This is a genomic window from Corynebacterium marinum DSM 44953 (genome assembly GCF_000835165.1).
GTDB lineage: Bacteria > Actinomycetota > Actinomycetes > Mycobacteriales > Mycobacteriaceae > Corynebacterium > Corynebacterium marinum.
The window spans coordinates 2,327,182-2,350,731 of record NZ_CP007790.1; the positions used below are offsets into that span (position 1 = coordinate 2,327,182).

21 protein-coding genes are annotated in these 23,550 nt (G+C 68.2%); 7 read left to right on the plus strand and 14 right to left on the minus strand.

Annotation, left to right across the window (positions count from 1 at the left end; all coding sequences use genetic code 11):
- From B840_RS11025 to B840_RS11035, 3 genes are all read left to right on the plus strand, one after another.
- Entirely contained in the window at window positions 1-1,470 is a 1,470-nt protein-coding gene (locus B840_RS11025) for an MFS transporter (protein WP_042622169.1), read from the plus strand.
- 96 nt (window positions 1,471-1,566) lie between these two features.
- The gene (locus tag B840_RS11030; RefSeq protein ID WP_042622170.1) at window positions 1,567-3,081 is read left to right on the plus strand and encodes an MFS transporter; all 1,515 of its coding nucleotides are present in this window, start codon (window positions 1,567-1,569) and stop codon (window positions 3,079-3,081) included.
- A gap of 8 nt (window positions 3,082-3,089) precedes the next feature.
- Window positions 3,090-3,542, plus strand: coding sequence for a GNAT family N-acetyltransferase (locus B840_RS11035; protein WP_042622171.1), 453 nt, complete (start codon window positions 3,090-3,092; stop codon window positions 3,540-3,542).
- Here B840_RS11035 and purT read toward each other — a convergent pair.
- Both purT and B840_RS11045 read right to left on the minus strand, forming a co-directional pair.
- A complete protein-coding gene (gene purT, locus B840_RS11040) occupies window positions 3,506-4,582 on the minus strand; it encodes a formate-dependent phosphoribosylglycinamide formyltransferase (RefSeq protein WP_042622172.1) in 1,077 nt (358 codons plus the stop codon). The genes B840_RS11035 and purT overlap by 37 nt on opposite strands.
- Window positions 4,583-4,592: 10 nt before the next feature.
- Window positions 4,593-5,882 (minus strand): adenylosuccinate synthase, encoded by a 1,290-nt coding sequence (locus B840_RS11045; protein WP_042622173.1) that lies wholly within the window; start codon window positions 5,880-5,882, stop codon window positions 4,593-4,595.
- A 103-nt stretch (window positions 5,883-5,985) separates the two neighbouring features.
- Here B840_RS11045 and B840_RS11050 point away from each other — a divergent pair, with 103 nt between their 5' ends.
- The 3 genes from B840_RS11050 (at window position 5,986) to B840_RS14030 (ending at window position 8,631) form a co-directional block, all read left to right on the plus strand.
- Window positions 5,986-6,834 (plus strand): diacylglycerol kinase catalytic domain-containing protein, encoded by an 849-nt coding sequence (locus B840_RS11050; protein WP_042622174.1) that lies wholly within the window; start codon window positions 5,986-5,988, stop codon window positions 6,832-6,834.
- Window positions 6,835-7,079: 245 nt separating this feature from the next.
- Window positions 7,080-7,676 carry a PRC-barrel domain-containing protein gene (locus tag B840_RS13880; protein WP_052491183.1) on the plus strand — a complete coding sequence of 199 codons (597 nt, stop codon included), beginning with the start codon at window positions 7,080-7,082 and terminating at the stop codon, window positions 7,674-7,676.
- Between the two features lie 262 nt (window positions 7,677-7,938).
- On the plus strand, window positions 7,939-8,631 hold the full coding sequence (locus tag B840_RS14030) for a PRC-barrel domain-containing protein (RefSeq protein ID WP_084602998.1): 693 nt from the start codon (window positions 7,939-7,941) through the stop codon (window positions 8,629-8,631).
- Between the two features lie 20 nt (window positions 8,632-8,651).
- Here B840_RS14030 and B840_RS11065 read toward each other — a convergent pair whose 3' ends face one another.
- From B840_RS11065 to B840_RS11095, 7 genes are all read right to left on the minus strand, one after another.
- On the minus strand, window positions 8,652-9,845 hold the full coding sequence (locus tag B840_RS11065) for an FUSC family protein (RefSeq protein ID WP_042622175.1): 1,194 nt from the start codon (window positions 9,843-9,845) through the stop codon (window positions 8,652-8,654).
- 66 nt (window positions 9,846-9,911) lie between these two features.
- A complete protein-coding gene (gene fbaA, locus B840_RS11070) occupies window positions 9,912-10,943 on the minus strand; it encodes a class II fructose-bisphosphate aldolase (protein WP_042622176.1) in 1,032 nt (343 codons plus the stop codon).
- Window positions 10,944-11,386: 443 nt separating this feature from the next.
- Window positions 11,387-12,589 (minus strand): glycoside hydrolase family 76 protein, encoded by a 1,203-nt coding sequence (locus tag B840_RS11075; RefSeq protein WP_042622177.1) that lies wholly within the window; start codon window positions 12,587-12,589, stop codon window positions 11,387-11,389.
- 78 nt (window positions 12,590-12,667) lie between these two features.
- A complete protein-coding gene (locus tag B840_RS11080; protein WP_042622178.1) occupies window positions 12,668-13,321 on the minus strand; it encodes a TrmH family RNA methyltransferase in 654 nt (217 codons plus the stop codon).
- Window positions 13,302-13,856 carry an orotate phosphoribosyltransferase gene (gene pyrE / locus B840_RS11085; protein WP_042622179.1) on the minus strand — a complete coding sequence of 185 codons (555 nt, stop codon included), beginning with the start codon at window positions 13,854-13,856 and terminating at the stop codon, window positions 13,302-13,304. Before pyrE ends, B840_RS11080 begins: the two co-directional genes overlap by 20 nt.
- Before the next feature lie 73 nt (window positions 13,857-13,929).
- Window positions 13,930-14,994, minus strand: a complete 1,065-nt coding sequence (locus B840_RS11090) for a type III secretion system chaperone family protein (protein WP_042622180.1) — start codon at window positions 14,992-14,994, stop codon at window positions 13,930-13,932.
- Between the two features lie 34 nt (window positions 14,995-15,028).
- On the minus strand, window positions 15,029-15,868 hold the full coding sequence (locus tag B840_RS11095) for a sulfurtransferase (RefSeq protein ID WP_042622181.1): 840 nt from the start codon (window positions 15,866-15,868) through the stop codon (window positions 15,029-15,031).
- A 158-nt stretch (window positions 15,869-16,026) separates the two neighbouring features.
- Here B840_RS11095 and B840_RS11100 point away from each other — a divergent pair, with 158 nt between their 5' ends.
- On the plus strand, window positions 16,027-17,346 hold the full coding sequence (locus B840_RS11100) for an MFS transporter (RefSeq protein ID WP_373285105.1): 1,320 nt from the start codon (window positions 16,027-16,029) through the stop codon (window positions 17,344-17,346).
- On the opposite strand, the gene B840_RS11105 is transcribed toward B840_RS11100, so the two are convergent.
- The 5 genes from B840_RS11105 to B840_RS11125 all read right to left on the minus strand — a co-directional run bounded on the left by B840_RS11105 (window position 17,339) and on the right by B840_RS11125 (window position 23,546).
- Window positions 17,339-17,734 carry a DUF302 domain-containing protein gene (locus B840_RS11105; RefSeq protein ID WP_042622183.1) on the minus strand — a complete coding sequence of 132 codons (396 nt, stop codon included), beginning with the start codon at window positions 17,732-17,734 and terminating at the stop codon, window positions 17,339-17,341. The genes B840_RS11100 and B840_RS11105 overlap by 8 nt on opposite strands.
- A gap of 79 nt (window positions 17,735-17,813) precedes the next feature.
- A complete protein-coding gene (locus tag B840_RS11110; protein ID WP_042622744.1) occupies window positions 17,814-18,209 on the minus strand; it encodes a DUF4265 domain-containing protein in 396 nt (131 codons plus the stop codon).
- 13 nt (window positions 18,210-18,222) lie between these two features.
- Entirely contained in the window at window positions 18,223-19,398 is a 1,176-nt protein-coding gene (locus B840_RS11115) for a glucose-1-phosphate adenylyltransferase family protein (protein ID WP_042622184.1), read from the minus strand.
- Window positions 19,399-19,467: 69 nt separating this feature from the next.
- Window positions 19,468-22,026 carry an ATP-dependent chaperone ClpB gene (gene clpB, locus B840_RS11120; RefSeq protein WP_042622185.1) on the minus strand — a complete coding sequence of 853 codons (2,559 nt, stop codon included), beginning with the start codon at window positions 22,024-22,026 and terminating at the stop codon, window positions 19,468-19,470.
- A gap of 152 nt (window positions 22,027-22,178) precedes the next feature.
- Complete coding sequence (locus B840_RS11125) at window positions 22,179-23,546, minus strand: sodium/glutamate symporter (protein ID WP_042622186.1); 1,368 nt, start codon at window positions 23,544-23,546, stop codon at window positions 22,179-22,181.
- Window positions 23,547-23,550 lie beyond the last annotated feature (4 nt).

The window sequence follows — 23,550 nt, forward strand, 5'->3', positions numbered from 1 at the left end:
ATGACCACCACGACCACACCAGTCAGGACCGATTTCAAGGGCAACGACCTCTCCCTCTTCGGCATCGTCCTCGCGGTCATCACCTTCTGGCTCTTCGCCCAGACGACAATGAACATCGGCCCCCTCATGGCCGACGACATCGGCATGCCGATGGAGGTGATGAACATCGCGATTTCGCTGTCCGCCCTGTTCTCCGGCATGTTCATCGTCATGTGGGGCGGCTTCGGCGACAAGTTCGGCCTGAAGAAGATCGCCACCCTCGGCAATGTCTTCGGCATCATCGGCTCCCTGCTCATCGCCTTCGCCTTCAGCGAGGCCGCCTCCGGCATGGTTCTCACCGGCCGCGTGCTCCAGGGCCTGTCGGCCGGCGCCATCATGCCGACCACCATGGCGCTGCTCAAGGTGTACTGGGAGGGTCCCGCCCGCCAGCGCGCCGTGTCCATGTGGTCCATCGGTTCCTGGGGCGGCTCCGGCCTGACCGCCATCTTCGGCGGTTTCATGGCCTCCACCGCCCTGGGCTGGCGCTCGATCTTCATCATCAGCGCAGTCGTCTCCGTCCTCTCGATCATCCTCATGCGCCAGATCCCCGAGGCGGCGCCGGGCGCGGGCAAGCCCGGCCGGACCGACTGGATAGGCATCATCTCCCTGGCGGTCGCTCTGGCGTCCCTGCTCATCGTCGTCACCCAGGGTTCCTCCATCGGCTGGACCAGCTGGATCACCTGGGCCCTGCTGGCGGTTTTCCTCGCCGCGTTCGGCGTCTTCATCAACCAGGAACGCAACACCGGCACCCCCTTCGTCGACTTCGCGCTGTTCAAGAACGCCGTGTTCACCGGCGCGACGATCTCGAACTTCCTCATCAACGGCACCGCCGGCGCCCTCACCGTCTCCCTCTGGGTCCTGCAGGGCGCAGGCAACATGTCGGCCGCCGAGGCGGGCTACCTGACCCTCGGCTACGCCATCTTCATCATCGCGTTCATCCGCGTGGGTGAGAAACTGCTGCAGAAGTTCGGTCCGCGGAAGCCGATGATCTGGGGAACCCTCATCGTGCTGGTCTCCATCGCACTGCTCATGGCCACCAACACCATGCAGGGCACCTACCAGATCCTCGCGGTGATCTCGTACTCCCTGTTCGGCCTGGGACTGGCGTTCTACGCCACTCCCTCGACAGACGCCGCACTGTCCAACCTGCCCAACGACCAGGTCGGCTCGGGCTCCGGTATCTACAAGATGGCCTCGTCCCTGGGCGCCGCTTTCGGCGTCGCCGCGTCCGCAGCCATCTTCACCGCGCTCCAGACCTCCGGCCTCGACATCGTCGGTGCGGCTATCGAGTTCTCCGGCCGACAGGACAATGTGGCGGTCCGTGAAGCCGGCTTCGTCGGCCTCGCCTTCAATGCCCTGATGGCGATCGCCGCCCTCATCTCCATCACCTTCTTCATCCCCAAGGGCAAGAAGGCCGAGGCGGAAGCCTAGACTTCGGCGAGCTCCGGGCAATGACCGCCGCTGCGGGAATCACCTCCCGGGCAGCGGTCATTGTGGTTCAGCACCCGACAACCATAAGGAATGCCAATGTCAACGCCCACCGCAGACACCGGCCCCACCGGCGCGGACCGTGAGTTCACAGGCACGAACCCGACCCTGCTCGGCCTGGTCCTGGCCGTCCTGACCTTCTGGTTGTTCGCCCAGTCGGCGCTCAACATCGGCCCCGTCATGGCCGGCGACACCGGCATACCGCAACCGCTGATGAACACCGCCATTTCCCTGGCGGCGCTGTTCGCCGGAATGTTCGTCGTCATCGCCGGCGGTTTCGGCGACCGGTACGGCCGGGTACGGTTCCTCACGATCGGGCTCGTCATCAACATCGTCGGTTCCCTGCTCGTGGCCGGAGCGTTCAGCGACCTGTCGGCGGTGATGATGCTGCTGGGCCGTGCGCTGCAGGGCCTGGCCGCGGCGTTCATCATGCCCACCTCTCTCGCGCTGGTGAAGACCTACTGGCAGGGTAAGGACCGCCAACGCGCCGTGTCGATGTGGTCGATCGGCACCTTCGGCGGGTCCGGGCTCGCAGCCCTGGTCGGTGGTTGGCTCACCGGCACTGTGGTCGGCTGGCGCGGGCTGTTCGTGCTCAGCGCGGCCGTGGCCGTCGCCGCGATAATCCTCATCCGGCCACTGCCGGAGTCCCGGCCCGCCGCGGGGCTGGAGCGCAGGCTCGATGTCGCGGGCATCGCCAGCTTCCTCGTCGCCCTCCTGTCCGCCCAGGTGGTGGCCACCCAGGGATCCTCCCTCGGTTGGGCCCACCCGATCATCCTCACGCTGGCAGCTGTCGCCGCCGCCGCGCTGATCGTCTTCTTCCGGGTCGAGTCCGGTAATCCGGATGCCTTCATCGACTTCCGGCTCTTCCGCAGCCGCTCCTTCTCCGGTGCCGTGCTGGCGAATTTCCTCATGAACTCCTGCGTGGGTGTGATGACGGTGGCGCTGTGGATGCTGCAGCAGGCGGGAGGCCTCTCCGCCGCCGACGCCGGTTACGTCACCCTCGGCTACGCCGTGTGCGTCATCGCCTTCATCCGCGTGGGCGAGAAGATGCTGCAGAAGCTCGGCCCCCGCAAGCCCATGGCGTTGGGCGCGGCGACGATGCTGGTGGCCGTCAGTTTCCTCATGTTCACCAACCTCTACCAGACCTCCTACATCATCATGGCCGCGATCGGTTTCTCCCTGTTCGGGCTGGGACTGGCCTTCTTCGCCACCCCGGCGACGGACACCGCCCTCTCCTCGCTCCCGGACGAGTACGCCGGTTCCGGCGCGGGACTGTTCAAGATGGCTTCTTCCCTTGGCGCGGCCTTCGGTCTCGCGGGTTCCACCGCCATCTTCACCGCGCTGGAGGAGACCGGGGTGCCTGCCCTGCGGGAGCTGATCCCCTTCGTGGGCGTGCAGTACAATGTGGCGTTACGCGAGGCAGGCATGGTGGGCATCGGATTCAATGCCCTCCTGGCTTTCATCGCCCTCGTCGCCATCCTCGTCGTCGTGCCCCGCCAGAAGCGGCCGGCCGACCAGATCGCCGTCGATTCCCCCACGACCCACAAGAGTTGAGGCTCACCGTGCACACTCTCATCGCCGCCCACCCCCTCGCGGCGTTGTCACCGCTCGAGGTCCACAAACTCTACAAGCTGCGGGTGGACATCTTCGTCCACGAGCAGCGCTGCCCGTACGCGGAGATCGACGACGTGGACGCGGATCCGGACACCGTCCATCTGCTGGCCTGGGACGTCGCCGGGCGGCAGCTACTGGGGACTGCACGGGTCTTCCCCGACGGCGCCCGGCTGCGGCTGGGACGGGTGTGCGTGACGCCGTCGGCGCGGGGCACGGGACTGTCCGGACAGCTCGTTGAAGCAGCGACCGGGCTGGCCGAGGGCCGGGACGTGGTCCTGGACGCCCAGGTTCCGCTGGTGGCGTTCTACCGCGGGTTCGGGTTCGAGCCCGTCGGCGACGTCTTCTACGACGAGGGAATCCCGCATCAGCCGATGCTGCGGGTCGCCGCCTCCGAGGCCTGAGCCGCCCGGCTGCGGGCGCTGTCAACGGTTTCTGCGGTGACCAGGACCATGGCCCGCTCGTCGCGGTAGAGACGGACGTCGGCCTCCGGCACCGCGAGAGCGGCGGCGAGGTCGTTGACCGGCCCGTAGAGCATCGTGCAGGCGCCCGGGGAGACGAGCGTGGTGTCGATGGGCAGCCCGAGGACCGCCCGTGCATGGAGGTCGTACTGCGAGAAACGCTGGGAACTCAGCGTCACCGTCGCCACGTCGTGCGGGCGGGGGGTGACCCCGGAAAAGTACACGTCGTCGCCGGACACGAACATCTCTACCGCGAAGACACCCCGGCCGCCGAGCGCATTAGAGATCCGCGCGGCCATGGAGCGGGCGTTGTCCAGCGCGGCGGGGCTCAGGGCCGTCGGCTGCCAGGATTCGAGCAGCCGACCGTCGTGGTTGATGTGGCCGATCGGCTCGCAGAACCAGGTGGCCAGTTTGCCGGTGGCCGGGTCGACGGAGCGCACCGCCAGGAGCGTGATCTCGGAGTCGAAATCGACGAAACGTTCGACCATCACGTCGTCGCCGTCGCCGCGCGCGTTGTCCCACGCCGCGTCGACTTCCCCTTCTCCGCGAATGACGGTGTGCCCGTGCCCGGCGGAGAAGGTCGCCGGCTTGACGATGCAGGGCAGGCCGAGGTCCGCGACCGCCTGATCGAAGTCCGCCCGGTTGTCCACGAAGCGGTATGCCGTCGTCGGCAGCCCCAGATCCTGGTTGGCGGTGTGCCGCAGCGTGTCGCGGGCGACGGTGAGCTCGCAGCCGTGCGCGGAGGGTACGACGACGACATCGCCCGCAGCCTCCAGCTCAGCCAGGACCTCCACGGCGGTGTTCTCGATCATGGGGAGGATGAAGTCCGGGTGGTGCTCGTCGACGAGCGCCCGGAGCCCCTCCGGGTCGCGGGCGGCGTCGTTGTCCGCGGTACGGACCTCGACGCCGAGCCGGCGGAAGGCCACGGCGAGTTCCTCGGCGAACTCCCCGCTCCCGAGGAACAGTGCGCTGGTCGGCGGCATAGGCACTGAGTTAATCCGCCAGGACGTCGTGGCGCACGATCGTCTGGTCGCGGCCGGGGCCGACGCCGATGTAGGAGATGCGGCAGCCGGAGAGCGCCTCCAGGCGCAGGACGTAGTCCTGGGCCTTCTGCGGCAGCTCCTCGAAGGTGGTGCAGCCGGTGATGTCCTCGTCCCAGGCGGGCATGGTCTCGAAGATCGGCTCCGCGTGGTGGAACTGGGACTGGGTGAGCGGCATCTCGTCGAAACGCTCCCCGTCGACGTCGTAGGCCACGCAGATCGGGATCTCGCCGATGCCGGTGAGCACGTCCAGCTTGGTCAGGAAGTAGTCGGTGAAACCGTTGACGCGGGAGGCGTAGCGGGCGATCACCGAGTCGTACCAGCCGCAGCGACGCTTGCGGCCGGTATTCACGCCGATTTCGCCGCCGACGGTCTGCAGGTACTCACCCCACTTGTCGAAAAGCTCCGTCGGGAACGGGCCGGCGCCGACGCGGGTGGTGTACGCCTTGATGATGCCCAGGCTGGTGGTGATGCGGGTCGGACCGATGCCCGCACCCACGCTGGCGCCGCCGGCGGTCGGGTTGGAGGAGGTGACGAACGGGTAGGTACCGTGGTCGACGTCGAGCATCGTGGCCTGACCGCCCTCCATGAGGACGCGCTTGCCCTCGTCGAGGGCTTTGTTGAGCATGTACTCCGCGTCGACGACCATCGGGCGCAGGCGGTCCGCGTAGGACAGGAAGTACGTGACGATCTCCTCCGGGTCGATCGCCTTGCGGTTGTACATCTTCACCAGGACCTGGTTCTTGATGTCGAGAGCGGAGGTGACCTTCTGCCGCAGGATCGACTCGTCGAAGATGTCCTGCACGCGGATGCCGATGCGCGAGACCTTGTCCGCGTAGGCGGGGCCGATCCCGCGGCCGGTGGTGCCGATGGCGCGCTTGCCCAGGAAACGCTCCTGCACCCGGTCCATCACCTGGTGGTATGGGGCGACCAGGTGGGCGTTGGCGGAGATGCGGAGGCGGGACGCATCCGCGCCGCGGGCTTCCAGTCCGTCGATCTCCTCGAAGAGCGCCTCGAGGTTGATGACGACGCCGTTGCCCAGGATCGGGACGGCGTTCTCTGAGAGCACTCCCGCGGGCAGCAGCTTGAGTTCGTACTTCTCGCCGCCGACGACGACGGTGTGGCCGGCGTTGTTGCCGCCGTTAGGCTTGACCACGTAGTCGACTTCGCCGCCCAGGATGTCGGTGGCCTTGCCCTTGCCCTCATCGCCCCACTGGGCACCGACGATCACGATTGCAGCCATTATTGGGTCACTTCCGCTCAAGTTTCGGGAACGCGTGACTGGTTGCAGCCACGGACGGCTTATCATTCTACCCCCTCGGGCCTCCCTTGTAGTATCAAACCCCATGCGAGTGCTCATCCTGCGTTGCGGCGACGCGCCCCTTCCGGACGATCTCCCCGGCACCGTCCTCGATCTGCCCGCCGTCCCCGGCCGCCGGAACCTGAAGCTTCTCGACGACGCCGCCGCCAACCTCCTCCCCGAGGATCCGACTCCTACCCTGGACGAGATCTCCGCCCAGCCGGATGTCCCCCACCTGGCGACGCCGGGCCCGGCACCCCAGGCCGAGCACCTTCCGGAGGCGCTGCGCACGGTCGTGGTCGGCGGAGATGCGGCACTGTCGGCGGTCCTGACCAGGATGATGCGCGGAGACTACCTGTGGGCGGAGGTCGGCTTCGTCCCCGTCGGCGAGTCCGCGGCCGCCCGGAGCTGGGGCCTCACCGGCGCGGATGCCTGGCAGGTGGCGCTGAACGGCACGGTCCGCCCCGCTCCACTCATCCGCTCCGACCTGGGCATCGCCCTCGCCGGCTCCGCCACGATCCGCGCCTGGGACGACGGCGAGTTCACCGGCGAGATCATCGTCGACGACCATGTTCTTGTCCGGCACGAGGCACGCGACGGCGTCCGTTTCGACGGCGTCTTCGGCGCACGCCTCGTACCCATGGTGGATGCCCCGGGCATCGCCGCAGTGCGGGCCACCGAGCCGGAAACGGTGTCGTTGACCTGGCGGGAGAAGATCGCCCGCAGACTGTCGGGATCCTCCCCGCTGGACGCAGATTCCCTGGCGACGGGCCGCGCCGTCCAGGCGGGCGGACCTTCCCTGGCCGTAGCTATTGACGGCGTGCGCCACAAACGACCCCTGGAGCGGGTGACTTTCTACCGGCATCTGCGAGATCTGCAGGTCGTCCGCCCATAGTGTGATTTAAATCACCTTTTAGATTAGGTAGGGAATAGGACCCATATCACACCGAATGCCCCTGACGCTAATGCCCGGCAGCTGCCCCGAGCAGCACATTTGGTCCGGATGCGACAAAATCCCCTGCATTATACCAGCTAGAAGGCCAGAAACAAGATCTTCCGGACCTCCCCCCGAAACCGTCGCGGGGGTGCGGCGGGGTGCCTACTGTCGGGATTAAGAACCCCGCGAAAGGACCCCCCACCATGAGCCACCGAAGCATCAGGCAACTCGGCCACGCCACCGCCTACGACCGGGACGGACACAAGCTCGGCCACGTCAAAGAAATCTACATCAACAACCAGACGGGTGAGCCCGACTACATCGAGGTCAGCCACGGACTCTTCGGACTCCGCTCCAGCATCGTCCCCCTCCGGGGGCACACCCTGGAGGACAAGACCCTCACCCTCGCCTTCAGCAAGGATCTGATCAAGGACGCCCCCCACATCACCAAGGAGGAGCACCTGCCCAAGCGCAGGGGCGAGCACGACGAGATCTGCGACTATTACGGCCTGGACTTCGTGGACGACGTGCACACCTACACGGACGAACCCCTCGACTACTCGACAGGACAGTTCGACGACGGCCACACAGCCCGGGGCTTCGGCGACGGCCCCCTCCACGGCGGCTCGGCCGACCGCCTGCGCGCCACCTCCGACCACGAGCTCGGCCTCGACCGCACTCCGGAGGACCGCGCGATGCGCGGCACCAGCGCCCACGGCATGAGCGACGAACCCCGCGAGTACCGGCGCGGCCTGGGCAACGCCGACGCCACACCGCCCGAGAGGGGCGAGACCGCCTGACAAGACACCCTCCACGCTACCCGGCTACAATGTGTTCAAGGTCACATTCCCTGCCCGGGGTGGCCGAGTGGCGCCGGCGACGGCGCCGCACGCCCGTCGAGGAGGGGGCGTCGACAAGCATCAGCCCTGCGCAATCCTCCGGACCGCCCGGATGTGATCCAGTCCACGGCGGGATTGTCATGAACCTGCCGGAGATATTAAGACCCCGCCGGACCTCCCTACAGTCGGACATCACCACCCAACCAAGAAAGGACCGCACATCATGACCCTCCACAACATCCACGACCTCACCGAGGCCACCGCCTACGACAGCAACGGCGACAAGCTCGGCAGCGTCAAGGAGGTCTACATCAACGACACCACCGGCCAGCCCGATTTCGCCGAGGTGGGGCACGGGCTCTTCGGGCTGCAGTCCAGCATCGTCCCCCTGCGCGGCCACACCCTCCGGGGAGGGGAGCTCCACCTCGCATTCACCAAGGACCTCATCAAGGACGCGCCGGACATCAAACATGATGAGCACCTCTCCGAAGAGGACCATGCCACCATCTACCGCCACTTCGGCCTCGAGCAGGTCACCGACGTCCACAGCTACGAGCGCCCGGGACCCGACCAGCCGGCCGGACACCTCGAGGACGACCGCAGGGAGGGCGGGCTGTACCAGGACCCCGTACGAGAGGCGCCCCTGCCCGGTGCATCCTCCGACCGGCAGCGGGCTGAGTCAGACCATGAACTCGGCCTCGACCAGACCCCGGAGGACCGCGCGATGCGCGGCACCAGCGCCCACGGCATGAGCGACGAACCCCGCGAATTCGACCGGGATCTCCGGGAGGGTGGCGACGCCGCGGAGGGCCAGGTCCACGACCAGCGGGCCAACCTCGGCCAGGACGGACCCGTCGACGCCGACGGCCGCCCACTGGCCGAGGGCGACCGGAACTACCCGCGCTCCGAGTACTAGGGGGCGCCGGGAATCACCGGTCAGTCCTCCTCCAGGACGCCCGGCCACACCTCCGGCGGGTAGGCGGGCGTCTCGGAGGTGGGCGCGAGGGCGGCCAACGCCGATTCGCGGGACCAGCCGCAGACTTCGAGAAGATCCGCTGTGATGGACCGAGCCTGCGCGAGGATGACGTATTCGGACAGGACGCCGTCGTCGCTGATCACGCCCATGTCCGAACGGGCCCCGATGATCTGGAGACGGCGGACCAGTTCCGGGATGTCCTGCGCCTCGTTGGCTTCGGTGCGGGCGTCGAAAACGTCGGAGAGCGATGCGGCGATGTCGGCCAGCTCGTCCACGATGTTGATCAGGCGGGTGGAGACTGAATCCCCGTCCTGGGACAGGACCATGGCGCGGCGGGCGATGACCCGGGTGTTGCGCATGGCGTTCTCGACGGGGGGAATGAGCCGTTCCAGGGAGCGGACCCGGCGGCGTGAGCCCCACATCAGCGGCGAGATGTTCGACACTTCCCGTCCGACCTTGGCCGCGGACACCATGTTGTCGATGTCCGGCTGCGAGTTGTGGACGGCGTCGAGCGCCTGGTCCAGTTCATGGGCGTCGCGGGTGCCGTGGGCGTCGAGGGCCACGGCGACGTCGTCCAGCACGGACGAGACGATGCCGAGGAGTTTCGAGACCTCCTGCCGGCCGGAGGTCAGCGGCGAGGACGGCAACAGTGCGATGGTGGCCAGGCCGATGACGGAGCCGATGAATGCGTCGATCATCCGGTCGGGCCCGCCCCCCTCGGTGCCCGGAGGAAGGATGGTGGCGATGAGGATCGAGCCGATTGCCACCTGGTTGCTCACCAGCGGGGATTTAGACAGGAAAGACGCGACGAGCAGTGAGATGCCCACGATGAGCGGGATCTGCCACATCCCGCCCGGCAGGTAGTGCACCAGCAGGTCACCCAGCCCCACCCCCACAGTGACCCCCAGCGAGAGTTCCAGGGCGCGGCGAATGCGGTCGCCGCCTGTCAACCCCAGGATGATGACCACGGTGATCGGCGCGAAGAACGGGGCCGGATGGTCGAAGAAGTAGCGCGCCACCCAGAAGGCGAGACCGGCGGCCACGGCGACCTGGACGATCGCGAAAGTCCGCTTCCGCACCCGGTTGACCCGGGACTCCAGGGAACCCTCCACCTGGCGGAGGCGTTCGAGGGTGCTGATTCTCAGTTTCGCCATGACCTAGACCCTAGTGAAAAAAACGGAAGCCCCGCACAGGGCGGGACATCCGGGAGTTGCGGGCGACTACTTGACGGTCTTGCCCACGGAGTGGAGGTCCTGGCAGGCCTCGAGGACGCGGGCGGCCATGCCCTGCTCCGCCTTCTTCAGGTAGGAGCGCGGGTCGTAGGCCTTCTTGTTGCCCACCTCACCGTCAATCTTGAGCACGCCGCTGTAGTTCTCGAACATGTGACCGACGATCGGGCGCGTGAAAGCGTACTGGGTGTCGGTGTCCACGTTCATCTTGATGACGCCGTAACGCAGGGACTCCTCGATCTTCTCCTTCTCGGAGCCGGAGCCGCCGTGGAAGACGAAGTCGAAGGGCAGCGCGTCGTCAGACAGGCCCAGCTTCTTGCGCGCGACCTGCTGGCCCTCGAGCAGGACCTCCGGGCGCAGCTTGACGTTGCCCGGCTTGTACACGCCGTGCACGTTGCCGAAGGTGGCGGCCAGCAGGTAGCGGCCGTTCTCGCCGGTGCCGATGGCGTCGATGGTCTTCTCGAAGTCCTCCGCGGTGGTGTAGAGGTTGGCGCCGGCCTTGGCCTCGACACCGTCCTCCTCGCCGCCGACGACACCGATCTCGATCTCGAGGATGATGTTGGCGTTGCGGGACTTCTCCAGCAGCTCCTGCGCGATCTCGAGGTTCTCGTCGATCGGCACAGCGGAGCCGTCCCACATGTGGGACTGGAAGAGCGGCAGCTGGCCGGCGTCGACGCGCTCCTGGGAGATGGCCAGCAGGGGGCGGACGTACTCGTCGAGCACCTCCTTCTGGCAGTGGTCCGTGTGCAGCGCGACGTTGATGCCGTAGTGCTTCGCGGCCTCGTGCGCGAAGGAGGCGAGAGCGACTGCGCCGGCGACCTTGTTCTTCACTCCCAGACCGGAACCGAACTCGGCGCCGCCGGTGGAGAACTGGATGATGCCGTCGGACTCCGCCTCTGCGAAGCCCTTCAGAGCAGCGTTGATGGTCTCCGAAGAAGTGCAGTTGATCGCCGGGAAGGCGTAGCCGCCCTCCTTGGCTCGATCGAGCATCTCGTTGTAGACCTCGGGAGTTGCAATAGGCATAGAGTTATCCTCCAGATAGATACTGTGTAATCACAGTCGACGTAACTGACACGCGTACGGGCCAGCAGCCCGGCACTGGATCCCAGTATGCCCGCAATTTCCCTGCCCCGCCGGGGAACATACCCCCTCTTGGGCGCCCCGGGGCCCCGGGGTCCTTCGACCTGCACGCCCGGAGGCTGGACCGCCGGAATTGCCCGGCCACCCGCCCCATCTTCCGCCGAAATGAGGGGCCGCTCCGAAGATACGGCGCGAGATGATGCGGCCAGTGCCGAGGACGCAGGAATCTACGGGTCCTGCGACGGTCCAGCCGCACAAGGTCGGCCGGGTGGTTCACTACAGCCTCACGGACCCCCGGATCCACGAGCTCCTGCACCACCTGGGTGGCACACACTCCCACGACAATCCACTGCCCGGAGAGTGATCAAGCGGCGACCGGGGCCGCCCTACATGCTCCGGGAGCGGTCCCGGTCGGCCACCACGCGGGCGGCCGCCTCGAGCAGCATCCAGCCGGAGAGCTGGACGGAGAGGTCGCGCTCGTCGATACGCAGGACGCCGAGAGCCTCGGGCAGTGTCGAGGGTGCGAGCCCGTAGTTGTGCGGCAGTCGGGCATCGGCGGTCCAGTCGGTGGCGAAGACCGGCAGACCGTCGACCTCGAGGCGGCGGTTCCAGACCGATTCCGCGGAAGCGAGGACGAGACGGGAGGCGATCCTCTTCGCGGCCCGGTTGGCGGGGCTGTCGGAGGGCAGGCGCACAGCGACATCGGCGAGGTACCGGACGAGTATGCCCTTGAACAGCCCGCCGTCGCCGTCGCCGGTCTGCCAGTCGATGACGCCGGCCGGAGTGGCCATGCGGGTCGCCACGGCCTGGACCAGGGAACGGATGCGGGTGATGTAGGGCATCGCCACGTCGACGGCCTCCGCGTCCGCCACACCGTCAATCTCATCGGCATGCTCGAAGCCGGCCTGCGTGCGCAGCGCCAGGGCGATCTCCAGGTTCGCGCCGAGGGTCACGCCCTGGCAGTAGGGGTGCAGGTCCTTGACCAGCTCGGGGCCGTGCATGCGCATCCGGATGCCATCCATGATCAGCCCGTGGTCGTCGACGAGGTTGTCGTGGATCCACTCCACGATGGTGCGGGCCTGCCCGAGCCGGCCTGTGCGCGCCATCATGATGGCGGCCGGGCCGTTGGAGGGCACGTTGTAGAACGTCTCCCCGGTCCGCCAGGGCAGGACGCCGGTGAGGGAGTCGATGCCGTCGACGAGGTTGTCCTCCAGCCGAGTGACCTGGGCCGGCATGGGGACCTGGGACAGTGCCCCGGCGCGGCGCATCGCCAGCGCCAGCCAGGCCTTGTCGTCGTAGTACCGGTTGGCGGTCAGGGGGCCGAGGTTGCGCAGACGGATGCCGTTGACGGTGTTGCGGATCGTGCTCCGGCGCGCCCGGGTGGGGCGCCGCTCGCCGGCGTCGACGAGGCAGTCGAGATAGTGGGCCTGCCACCAGTAGTGCCAGTGATGGAAGAGGACTTCCTTGGTGGTGGGGGGCCAACTCACCACGGCGAGGTTCGTGCGGGGCAGACCCCACAGCCGCCTGGCGTGGCGCTCATTGATGGCGGATTCGGCCAGATCCGCCCGATGGGCCCAGGTTTCCTGCACGTTTCTTCCGTCGCTCCCGAGGGTCAAGGTGTAACATCTTTTATGTCACACCAGGATAACGATTTGCTCTTCACGGCGTCACCAGGCGTGGCGGAGATCTCCGTGTTGGCGGATCCACGTGTGCATCGCGATGCCGGCAGCCACACCGGCGTTGATCGACCTGGTCGAACCGAACTGGGCGATCGAGCAGGTCATCAGCGCACTCTCCGCAGCCTCCGGGGTGATGCCCGGCCCCTCCTGCCCGAAGAGCAGGAGGCACTCGCGCGGCAGCTGGGCGGTCTCGAGCGGAACAGAACCCGGGGTGTTGTCGATGGCCACCACCGTCAGATCGTTCCGGATCGCCCACACCAGCAGCGAATGGACGTCCGGGTGGTGCATGAGGTGCTGGTACCGGTCGGTGACCATCGCGCCCCGCCGGTTCCACCGCCGCCGGCCGACGATGTGCACCGTGTCCGCCGCGAAGGCGTTCGCGGTCCGCACCACGGTGCCGATGTTCGCGTCATTCTCGAAGTTCTCGATCGCCACGTGCAGTGGGTGCCGGCGCTTGTCGACGTCCGCCAAGATCGCCTCGCGCGTCCAGTAGCGGTACGCGTCCACCACGTTGCGGCGGTCGCCGTGCTCGAGCAGGTCGGGGTCGTAGCGCCCGTCAGCGGGCCAGGCGCCTTCCCAGGGACCGACCCCGTGCCGCCCCTCGCCCCATTCCGTCGGCCCCTTAGACGAGTCCAAGGTCATCCAGCCCCAGCAGGGACCGGTACTCCAGGCCTTCGGCGCGGATGACCTCGTCCGCGCCGGTCGCCCGGTCGACGACGGTGGCCACCCCGATGACCTCGGCGCCCAGCTCGCGCAGAGCGGCCACGGCGGTCAACGGAGAGTTGCCGGTGGTGGTGGTGTCCTCGACGACGAGGACCTTCTTCCCGACGACGTCCGGACCCTCCACGCGGCGCTGCATGCCGTGTTTCTTGGCCTCCTTGCGCACCACGAAGGCGTCGATCGGGCGGCCGTCGGCGTGCATGACGGCGGTGGCCACCGGATCAGCACCCAGGGTGAGACCACCGACGGAGACGAAGTCCCAGTCCGCGGTCAATTCCCGGAGGAGCTCGCCGATGAGCTTGGAAGCCCGGTTGTGCAGGGTGGCCCGCCGCAGATCGACGTAGTAGTCGGCTTCCCTGCCTGAGGACAGGGTCACCTGGCCGTGGACGACGGCGAGTTCCTTGACCAGCTCTGCCAACTCGGCGAGCTTCTCCTGGTCGACGGTGGGGTTCGTCATGGCTGATGTCCTTCTCCTGCCGGGGATGTCTTGACAGTCCCAGCATAGATTCCGCGTCCACCCGACGGGTCGATCAGGCCCCGGGCTCGTCGTCGAAGATCGAGGATCCGCGCCGCAGGTCCCGCGGCATCTGCACACCCCGGGGATGATCGACGTGCGAACCGTCCGCGATCGGCGCCACCTCGTCGGCGCCCACCCCGCGGGGCTCCACCACGCCGCGGGCCACAGGCTGCCGGCGGCTCGGCATGTCGAGCGGCTCCTCCGGGCGCTGGACCAACGGACGATCCCCCAGCTCCGGCCCGTCCCCGACCAGCTCCAGCACCCCGAACCCGGGCTGCGGCGGCTCCGGCATCTGCCGGGTGGGATCAAGATCGTCCAGCTGCAGCACCTGCGCCGCCACACCTCTCGGAGGGAGGGCGCGGGCGGCGTCCGCGAGCAGGCTGAGCGGGGCGAGCATCGCCTCCCAGTCGGCCGAGTGCGAGCCGCGCGCCGTCTGCGCCAGCACCCAGTCCGATTCCATCCACACGGCGGTGACGACCTCCGGCATCACCTCGAAGGCGGTGGTCACCCGTTCGTCGACCAGCCGCTGAGCAACACCCGTGTCCGTGGCCAGCACACGGAACTCGCCCAGCGTGAGAGCTTCGATGAGATCGGCGGAGGACTCCTCCTCCGGGGCCGAGATCCGGCGCGCATCGATGACGACGTCCGACGCCGCCCCCCGGCGCACCGCCATCACGTTGACCCCGCCCAGGTCCATGAGCAGCATCTCGTGCCCGTAGGCCTGGCCGCTGACAATGTCCTTCGCCGCCGCCCCGCCGGCCGCGGCGCCCCGCGACCATTCGTCGTTGAGCCAGTCGTCGGAGCGGGAGAATTCGAAACCCTTCTCCTCCGCCCAGGCGCGGCGCTCCCGGCGCAGGGCGAGGGGCAGGGTGAGACCGTGGCGGCGCTCCGGGGCCGGAGCCGAGGCCGGCTGCTCCTCCGGTGGCTGCGGCGGCGGCTGCAGCTCCACCTCCGCCTCCGGCTCCCGTTCGGCAACCGGCTCCCGCTCCGGCCGGGGCCTCTGCCGGGCGTCGAAACGCCACAACAGGGCCGCCGCACCGGCGGCGAACGCGGCGAGAGCAAAGGCAATGGTGGACATCACCCTCGACAATAGTGCGCAATGGCGGTGCGCTCTAGAAGCCGCGCTCCACCGGGTTGGCCGTGTCGGCCGACCACTGGGACCACCCGCAGACGTAATGGCGGGCGATGCCCATTCCGGCATGCTCCATCGCGGCGAGCAGCAGGGCCGAATGGTTGCCGGAACCGGAGTACACGATCACCCCTCCGCCGGAGGTGATCCCTTCCCGGGCGAAACGGTCCCGGATCTCCTCGGGGCTGCGCACCAACCGGTCCTCGTCGTACAAGTCGGCTGCCGGGATGTTGACGGCGCCGGGGATGTGGCCGGCCTTGAGGTCCAGGATCTCGCGGAGGCCTTGAAAACGGCGGGAATCCCGGGCGTCGACGAGCACTCCCCCCTCGGCGAGATGCTCCCGCACGTCGTCGATGTCCGCCACGGGTAGCATCCCTGCGCGGACCTCGGCGCCGTTGGCGGTGGCGAAGTTGCCCGGCCCGCCCACGATGGGGAAGTTGAGGCGGTCCCAGGCCCGGAGTCCGCCGTCGAGCAGCTGCACGTTGGTCAGGCCCGCCCAACTCAGGATCCACCAGGTGCGGGCCGCCATGAGGCCGCGCCCCTCGTCGTAGACGACCACCCTGCCCCCGTCCGACAGACCCCAGCGCCGGAACCAGTCCTGCAGGTGGTGGGGTTCGGGAAGGGGGTTGCGGCCGTCCTCCGAACTGGGGACGCCGGCCAGCGCGTACGCGGGATCGCAGAATAGTGCGGTGGGCACGTGCTCGGATTCGAAACGGTGGAGGCCCGCGCCTTCCCTCGGCTCCCAGAAAGCACCGAGCACCGTCTGCCGGTGGCCATGGTAGATGTCGTCGCGGAGGGACTGTGCGCTCACGAATGGGCTCATCCCCGCAGTTTAGAGGCGGTTCGGGCTGGACGCAGCATCCGGCGGGACGCCCCCTCCGGCGCAACGGCCGCGAAACAGGAGGCGGCCCCTTTCCACCGCGGCAGCGCCGGGCATACCCTGTCCCTGTGAGGCCTTTCCACCACGTTCTGGTGAACACCATGCTCGCGAACATCACCACGAGCTACCTCTGGTTCTGCCTGGCCTTCTGGGTCTACCTGGAGACGCGCAACGTCGGCCTGACCGGCCTGGTCAACGGCCTCTACATGGCCCTGATCGCGGTCGGGTCGATCTTCTTCGGTTCCGTTGTCGACCACCACCGGAAGAAGACGGTGATGGTGATCGCGGCCGCCGCCACGCTGGTGGCGTTCGGCCTCGCCGCCCTCGTGTGGGTCCTGTGGGTCGACCCGGCGCAGGTGCGTGCCGACGACCCCGCCATCCTCGCCTTCGCCGCCCTCGTCCTCGTCGGCGCTGTGGTCGAGCAGATGCGCAACGTGGCACTGTCCACGACCGTGACGCTGATGGTCCCCGAAGCCGGGCGCGACAAGGCCAACGGTCTGGTCGGGATGGTGCAGGGCATCGCGTTCTTCCTCACCTCGGTGATCTCCGGCCTGTCGATCGGCTACCTCGGCATGGAGATCTCCCTGTGGATCGCACTGGGGCTGACTGTGCTCGCGCTGGTGCACCTGGCGCCCATCCGGATAACGGAGACCCAGATCGTGACCTCGGGAACTGCGGACGGCGCAGCTGACGTGACCACTGCCGGCATCGACCTGCGCGGCTCGTGGGCGGTGATCCGGGTGGTGCCGGGGCTGCTGGCGCTGATCCTGTTCTCGTCCTTCAACAACCTCATGGGCGGGGTGTACACCGCACTCATGGACCCCTACGGGTTGGAGATGTACGGCCCGCAGCTGTGGGGGATCGTCCTCGGCGTGACGTCGGTCGCGTTCATCCTCGGCGGTGCGCTGGTGTCGAAGGTGGGCCTCGGCGGCAACCCGGTCCGCACCCTGCTGTTGGTCAACCTGGCCGTGGCGGCGATCGGCACGGTCTTCGCGCTGCGGGAGTGGTGGTGGCTCTTCGCCCTCGGCATGCTCGCCTTCATGGCCCTCATTCCCGCCGCGGAGGCCGCCGAGCAGACGATTCTCCAACGCGTCGTCCCCTTCCGTCGGCAGGGGCGGGTGTTCGGACTGGCGATCGCCATCGAGATGGTCGCCAACCCCGTCTCGGCGATCACCGTGGCCGTGGTGGCGCAGTCCTACGTGATCCCGTGGATGGACTCACCCGCCGGCCGTGATGCGTTCGGCCGGCTTCTGGGTGAGGGCGGGACACGGGGCATGGCGCTGATGTTCCTGGCCTCCAGCGCAGTGATGGTGGCGGTCGTCGCGCTCGCATTCTTCTCCCGCCCGTACCACCGGCTGTCGGAGTATTACGCCTCCACCAGCCAGGATGTGGCGGGGCAGGCGGACACCCCCGTCAGTTGAGGCTGTTGACAGCCTTGGCCAGCAGGTCGGAGACCTCTTCGGCGGCGGCGGTCAGCTCCTCGTTCCCGGCGGCGGCCATGAGCGTGCGGGGATCGACGGCCTCGACGAAGATCTCCTCGGCGTTCTCCGGGTTGCGGCGGACGGTGACGTTGCAGGGCAGGAGCGCCCCCACCTGGCGTTCGACCTGCAGCGCCCGGTGGGCGAAGCCCGGGTTGCAGGCGCCGAGGATGAGGTAGTCCTCGATGTCGGCGTCGAGCTTCTTCTTCAGGGTGGCGGTCATGTCGATCTCGGTGAGGACACCGAAACCCACCTCGGCGAGCGCGTCGCGGGTGCGCTGGACGGCGTCCTCGAAATCGGTGTGGAGGGTGGTGGCGATGGTGAGCGACATGCAGGTTCCTTCCGATACAGCGGGATGGATGACATCGCCCACACTACCGGCGGGAAACCCCCGTCGCAGGGACCCCGGCTCACTCCGCCGCGATCTGCACGACCCCCTGATCCGCGAGGTCGGCGAGGTGCGCCCGGATCCCCTCCCCCGGTGCATCTGGCCCGACGCTGAGCACCAGCAGGCCCGGCAGCGGCTGTTCCACCCGGCACCCGAGGTCCTCCAGCCGCTGGCGGAGCGCGGCGGCGAAGGGGGCGTCGACAAGCACGCGCACCGTGGTGTTCCCGCCGGCCACGACGACGCGGTCGACGTTGGGCCGCCCGTCCAGGGTGACGCAGGAGACGATGTCGCCGAGTGCCAGGCCCTCCGCGACGACCGGGATCGAACAGAGGACGAAATGACCGCCGCCGAGGGGGTCGGCGGCGAGTTCCTCGGAATCGACGCCCGGGAGCGCCACCGGCGCAATGAGAGTGACCATGATGGACCGCACCCTACGGGGTGAGGGCGTCGCCCCGGTCGGTCGAGCCGCCCTCGACGAGGACCGTGATGTTGCCCGGCCCCGGTTTCGTTTCCCCGGTGCGCCCGGCGGGGATGGTCACCCCGTGGTCGGCGATGACCGATTCCAGCCTCGCCCCCGCGGGCACCAGGACGTCCCCGATGAGCACGCAGCGGGACACCGTCGCGCCCTTCTCCACCGTCACGCCGGGACCGATGAGGCTGTGCTCGACCGTTCCCCGGATGCGCGCGCCGGGGCAGATGAGGCTGGCGGCGACGGCGGCGCCGGCGTCGATGCGGGCCGGTGAACTCACCTGGAAGTTGCTCAGCAGCGGCCAGTCCGGGCGGTTGAGCTGGATGCCGGAACCGTCGATGAGTTCCATGTGTGCCTGGAAATAGGCGTCGATGGTGCCCAGGTCCCGCCAGTAGCCGGTCATCCGGTACTCATGGACCCGGGCGTGCTCGACCAGGTGCGGGACGATGGTCTCGCCGTAGTCCCCCAGGTCGGTGCCGTCGGCCCCGGTTTTCTGCGCGAGCAGCTCACCGATGGCCCGTTTGAGTGCGGCCACCCGGTAGACGAAGACCTCGGTGGCGACGATGTTGCCGACCGGGTCCGCGGGTTTGTAGTCGTAGGAGGTGACCGCCCCCTCCCCGTCCGCGCTGACCACCCCGTACCGGGAGGGGTCCTCCGCCACCTCGGTGGTGACGACGGTCAGGTCGCTCCCGCGTTCATGGTGCTGGGCGAGGACCGGCCGCAGGTCCAGCTGGTAGAGATGGTCCGCACTGAGCACCACGACCGTTTCCGCCCCGAACTCGGTCAGGGCGTCGAGCTGCTGGTAGAGGGCGTGGCCGTTGCCTTCGGAGAATCCGTCCCGGTCGTCGTCGTCCCGCTCTTCCGGCGGGATGATCCGCAGCCCGCGGCGCGTGCCGTCCAGGTCCCACGGCCGACCGCCAGCCAGGTGCCGGTTGAGCAGTCCAGGGCGGTACTGCTCGACGATCCACACGTCCCGCAGGCCCGAGTGCACCAGGTTGGACAGGGCGACGTCAATGAGCCGGTAGGTACCCGCGAGAGGGACGGCGGGCTTGGGGCGGGCATCGGTGAGCGGGGACAGTCGGCTGCCGGCCCCGCCCGCCAGGATCAACGCGACCACGGTCCGGGAGTTGTCGTTCATGCCCTCATGCTAATGAAAACCGGACCCGTGCGACCAGCGGTCGCACGGGGCCGGGATCGCCGGTGCACCTCAGGCGCGGCTCACCTCCAGGGATTCTCCGCCGTCGGCGAGGTCCACGTGGACCGTGTCGCCGTCGCGGATGTCGCCGGAGAGCAGTTCCTTGGCCAACCGGTCGCCGATCGCCTGCTGAATGAGGCGGCGCAGCGGGCGGGCGCCGTAGGCCGGGTCATAACCCCGGTCCGCGAGCCACGCCTTCGCGTCATCGGCGACGTCCAGGCTCAGCCGGCGGCCCGAGAGCCGGGCTGCCAGCTGGCCGATCTGGATGTCCACGATGTGGGTGAGCTGCTCCCGGGAGAGCGGGTCGAAGATCACCACGTCGTCGAGGCGGTTGATGAACTCCGGCTTGAACGTCCGCTTCACGGCCTCCATCATCTGCTCCCGGGCGCCGCCGGCACCCAGGTTCGAGGTGAGGATGAGGATGGTGTTGCGGAAGTCCACCGTGCGGCCCTGGCCGTCGGTGAGCCGGCCCTCATCGAGGACCTGCAGCAGCACGTCGAAGACGTCCGGGTGTGCCTTCTCCACCTCGTCGAAGAGCACGACCGTGTACGGCCGGCGACGGACGGCCTCCGTGAGCTGGCCGCCGGCGTCGTAGCCGACGTAGCCCGGAGGGGCGCCGACGAGACGGGCGACGGAGTGCTTCTCGCCGTACTCGGACATGTCGATGCGCACCATGGCGCGCTCGTCGTCGAAGAGGAACTCCGCCAACGACTTCGCCAGCTCGGTCTTGCCCACGCCGGTGGGGCCGAGGAAGAGGAAGGAACCGGTCGGGCGGTTGGGGTCGGCGACGCCGGCGCGGGCCCGGCGGGTCGCGTCGGAGACGGCCTGCACGGCCTCCGCCTGGCCGACGACACGCCGGCCCAGGAAGGACTCCATGGCCAGCAGCTTCTCGGTCTCGCCCTGCAGCATCTTTCCGGCGGGGATGCCGGTCCACGCGGAAACCACCTCGGCGATGGTGTCGGGGGTGACCTCCTCGCTGAGCATGGCGTTGTTCGCGCCGTCGGCGACCTCCCGCTCAGCCTCCTCGACCTCCTTCTCCAGCTCGGGGATGCGGCCGTAGCGCAGCTCGGCGACCCTGCCGTAGTCGCCCTCGCGTTCGGCGATCTCGGATTCCTGGCGCAGCTGCTCCAGCTCCTCCTTGGCGCCCCGGACCTTGTCGATGGAGCCCTTCTCGTTCAGCCAGCGGGCCGTGAGTTCGCCGAGCTTCTCGCGCTCGTCGGCGAGCTCGGAGCGCAACTTCTCCAGGCGGTCCCGGGAGGCGTCGTCGGTCTCCTTGGCCAGGGCGACCTCCTCGATCTCGAGGCGCCGGACGATGCGCTCGAGCTCGTCGATCTCCTGCGGGGAGGAGTCGATCTCCATGCGTAGCCGGCTGGCCGCCTCGTCGACCAGGTCGATGGCCTTGTCCGGGAGGAATCGGTTGGTGATGTACCGGTCCGACAGGGTCGCGGCGGCGACGAGGGCGGAGTCCTGGATGCGAACACCGTGGTGGACCTCGTAACGCTCCTTCAGGCCGCGCAGGATACCCACCGCATCCTCCACGCTCGGCTCGCCGACGTAGACCTGCTGGAAACGGCGCTCGAGGGCGGCGTCCTTCTCGATGTACTTCCGGTACTCGTCGAGGGTGGTGGCGCCGACCAGACGCAGCTCACCGCGGGCCAGCATCGGCTTGATCATGTTGCCGGCGTCCATGGCGGACTCGCCGGAGGCGCCGGCGCCGACAATGGTGTGCAGCTCATCGATGAAGGTGACGATCTGCCCGTCCGAGCCCTTGATCTCGTCCAGGACGGCCTTGAGACGCTCCTCGAACTCGCCGCGGTACTTCGCGCCGGCGACCATGGAGGACAGGTCGAGCGAAATGAGGGTCTTGCCCTTCAACGACTCGGGCACGTCCCCCGCCACCATGCGCCGGGCCAGGCCTTCCACGATCGCGGTCTTGCCCACGCCGGGCTCGCCGATGAGCACCGGGTTGTTCTTGGTGCGGCGGCTGAGCACCTGCACGACGCGGCGGATCTCCGAGTCGCGGCCGATCACCGGGTCGATCTTGCCTTCGCGGGCGCGTGCGGTGAGGTCGGTGGAGTACTTCTCCAGCGCCTGGAACTGACCCTCCGGGTCCTGGCTGGTCACCTTGGAGGCGCCGCGCACGGACGGAAAGGCCCCCTTTATGGCGTCGTAGGTGGCCCCGCGGCCGGTGAGCAGCTTCGCCGCGTCGGATTCGCCGCGGGCGATGCCCGCCATGAGGACCTCGGTGGAGACGTACTCGTCGCCGAGCTCGCCCGCCAATTCCTGGGCGGCGGTCAGCGCGTTGAGAGCCTCCCGGTTGAAGTTGGGGTTGGCCAGGTTGGCGCCGGCGGCCTTGGGGTAGCCGTCGACGAGCGCGCGCGCCTCGCGGGCGACGGTCTCGGGGTCGACGCCGGTGGCCTTGAGCACGGGGGCGGCGATGCCGTCCGGCTGGTCGAGGATAGCGGCCAGCAGGTGTGCCGGACGGATGTCCGGGTTGCCGTTGGCGGATGCCTGCTGCAGTGCGGACTGCAGGGCCTCCTGGGTCTTGGTGGTGGGATTGAACGAGGTCATACCACGTTTCCTTTCTCTTTTATTCGTCTACTAACAGTAGTAACGCCTTAAGAGTTGAGTCTGTTCCACTCAAGGGAAAAATATTTGAGCCGTGCACGCTCAAGTTTAGACCCGCCGGGAGGGAGCCGCCGCCCCCGCGGGCGACGCGACTGTCAGGCGTCCGCGGCGGCCGGCGCGCCCGCCGCCGAGGCCGCCTTCCGCTGCCTGCCCGGCGTCCGCTTGAGGAAGATGGGCACCAGCAGCACCGCCAGCGCGATGAGCAGCGCCAGCCAGCCGAGCCCGGCGGTCAGGCCGACGATGACGGCGATGGGGGCGAGGATGGTCATGCCGATCTCGAAGGGGGCGAAGCCGACGTAGGCGACGCCGTACTCGTTGAGGGTGCCGGACTTCAGCTTCGGGTCGACGATCTTGAGCAGGGCGATACCGGTGGCGACGGCAGCGGTGGACCAGCCCCAGGAGAAGATGCCCCGCTCCAGCCACTTCTCGCCGAAGAACTCCGGCGAGAGCACGAAGAAGACGAACAGGCAGTAGGCGATGCCGAGGACGAACAGGACGACCAGGGGAACCCAGTAGTCGGCGATGGCCGCCGGGACGATGGAGGCGACACCGAAGGCGATGAGGTAGTCGGTGGCCGCGCCGGACATGGAACCGACGGTCGCCTTGTCCAGGAACTCCTTCCTCCCCAGGACCCCCAGCAGGATGCGGCCCAGCAGGCCGATGACGAAGGACATGGCGAAGAGCGGGACGGAGACGCTGGGGAAGATGTCGTTGATGAAACCGTTGACCAGGTAGGCGATGAGCACGGTCAGCATGACGAAGCCCAGGTGGAGGGCGAGCGGCTCAATCGCGGAGGGGTTGGTCGTGGCCCTGCCGATCGACGGCCGCGCCTTGAGGTCGTCGATGTAGCCGGAGCGCAGGTCCCAGGGCAGCTTCTTCGGCATGGTGGACGTGCGGCCGGTACGGATCCCCCAGCTGGTGAAGATGAGGCCGCCGACGATGGCGGAGAGCGTGCCCACGGTCGCAGCCATGAAGCCCAGCGAGCTGGCGGCCACCGCACCAGCCTCCTCCAGGGAGGTGCCCACGGCCGCAGCCGTGCCGAAGCCGCCGACGAAGCCGACCGGCAGCATCATGCCGAACCAGTTCTCGGTGTCGAACACCGGCTGGAAGAGGTACACGCCCAGGAGGATGAACAGCCCCCACTGGCCCATGAACATGCCGGTCGAGTAGGACCACATGTTCTTCGCGCCGGTCCGCACCGAGGGGGTGAGGTCCATCGAGTACGCCATGGAGGCGAAGACGAAGGCGATGAGGATCGAGGTGTAGGTGCCGATCTGGTCGGAGAAGTTGATCCAGCCCAGCACCTGCGGCCCGAACAGCAGGCCGAGCAGCCCGGCGGTGATCGAGGCCGGCATGAGCAGCCGCTGGAACAGGCCGACCTTGCGCCTCAGAAGGTTGCCGATAACCATGAGCAGAGAGATCCATCCGACGTCCACGAGCAGGCTGTAGGGGGTGTAGTCCACGGCG

What these genes read in the sequence shown, in the direction of transcription:
- B840_RS11025 (WP_042622169.1), top strand. Translation starts at nt 1, where the DNA reads ATGACCACCACGACCACACCAGTCAGGACCGATTTCAAGGGCAACGAC.
- B840_RS11030 (WP_042622170.1), top strand. Translation starts at nt 1,567, where the DNA reads ATGTCAACGCCCACCGCAGACACCGGCCCCACCGGCGCGGACCGTGAG.
- purT (WP_042622172.1), bottom strand. Translation starts at nt 4,582, where the DNA reads ATGCCGCCGACCAGCGCACTGTTCCTCGGGAGCGGGGAGTTCGCCGAG.
- B840_RS11045 (WP_042622173.1), bottom strand. Translation starts at nt 5,882, where the DNA reads ATGGCTGCAATCGTGATCGTCGGTGCCCAGTGGGGCGATGAGGGCAAG.
- B840_RS11050 (WP_042622174.1), top strand. Translation starts at nt 5,986, where the DNA reads ATGCGAGTGCTCATCCTGCGTTGCGGCGACGCGCCCCTTCCGGACGAT.
- B840_RS13880 (WP_052491183.1), top strand. Translation starts at nt 7,080, where the DNA reads ATGAGCCACCGAAGCATCAGGCAACTCGGCCACGCCACCGCCTACGAC.
- B840_RS14030 (WP_084602998.1), top strand. Translation starts at nt 7,939, where the DNA reads ATGACCCTCCACAACATCCACGACCTCACCGAGGCCACCGCCTACGAC.
- B840_RS11065 (WP_042622175.1), bottom strand. Translation starts at nt 9,845, where the DNA reads ATGGCGAAACTGAGAATCAGCACCCTCGAACGCCTCCGCCAGGTGGAG.
- fbaA (WP_042622176.1), bottom strand. Translation starts at nt 10,943, where the DNA reads ATGCCTATTGCAACTCCCGAGGTCTACAACGAGATGCTCGATCGAGCC.
- B840_RS11080 (WP_042622178.1), bottom strand. Translation starts at nt 13,321, where the DNA reads ATGACCTTGGACTCGTCTAAGGGGCCGACGGAATGGGGCGAGGGGCGG.
- pyrE (WP_042622179.1), bottom strand. Translation starts at nt 13,856, where the DNA reads ATGACGAACCCCACCGTCGACCAGGAGAAGCTCGCCGAGTTGGCAGAG.
- B840_RS11090 (WP_042622180.1), bottom strand. Translation starts at nt 14,994, where the DNA reads ATGTCCACCATTGCCTTTGCTCTCGCCGCGTTCGCCGCCGGTGCGGCG.
- B840_RS11095 (WP_042622181.1), bottom strand. Translation starts at nt 15,868, where the DNA reads ATGAGCCCATTCGTGAGCGCACAGTCCCTCCGCGACGACATCTACCAT.
- B840_RS11100 (WP_373285105.1), top strand. Translation starts at nt 16,027, where the DNA reads ATGCTCGCGAACATCACCACGAGCTACCTCTGGTTCTGCCTGGCCTTC.
- B840_RS11105 (WP_042622183.1), bottom strand. Translation starts at nt 17,734, where the DNA reads ATGTCGCTCACCATCGCCACCACCCTCCACACCGATTTCGAGGACGCC.
- B840_RS11110 (WP_042622744.1), bottom strand. Translation starts at nt 18,209, where the DNA reads ATGGTCACTCTCATTGCGCCGGTGGCGCTCCCGGGCGTCGATTCCGAG.
- B840_RS11115 (WP_042622184.1), bottom strand. Translation starts at nt 19,398, where the DNA reads ATGAACGACAACTCCCGGACCGTGGTCGCGTTGATCCTGGCGGGCGGG.
- clpB (WP_042622185.1), bottom strand. Translation starts at nt 22,026, where the DNA reads ATGACCTCGTTCAATCCCACCACCAAGACCCAGGAGGCCCTGCAGTCC.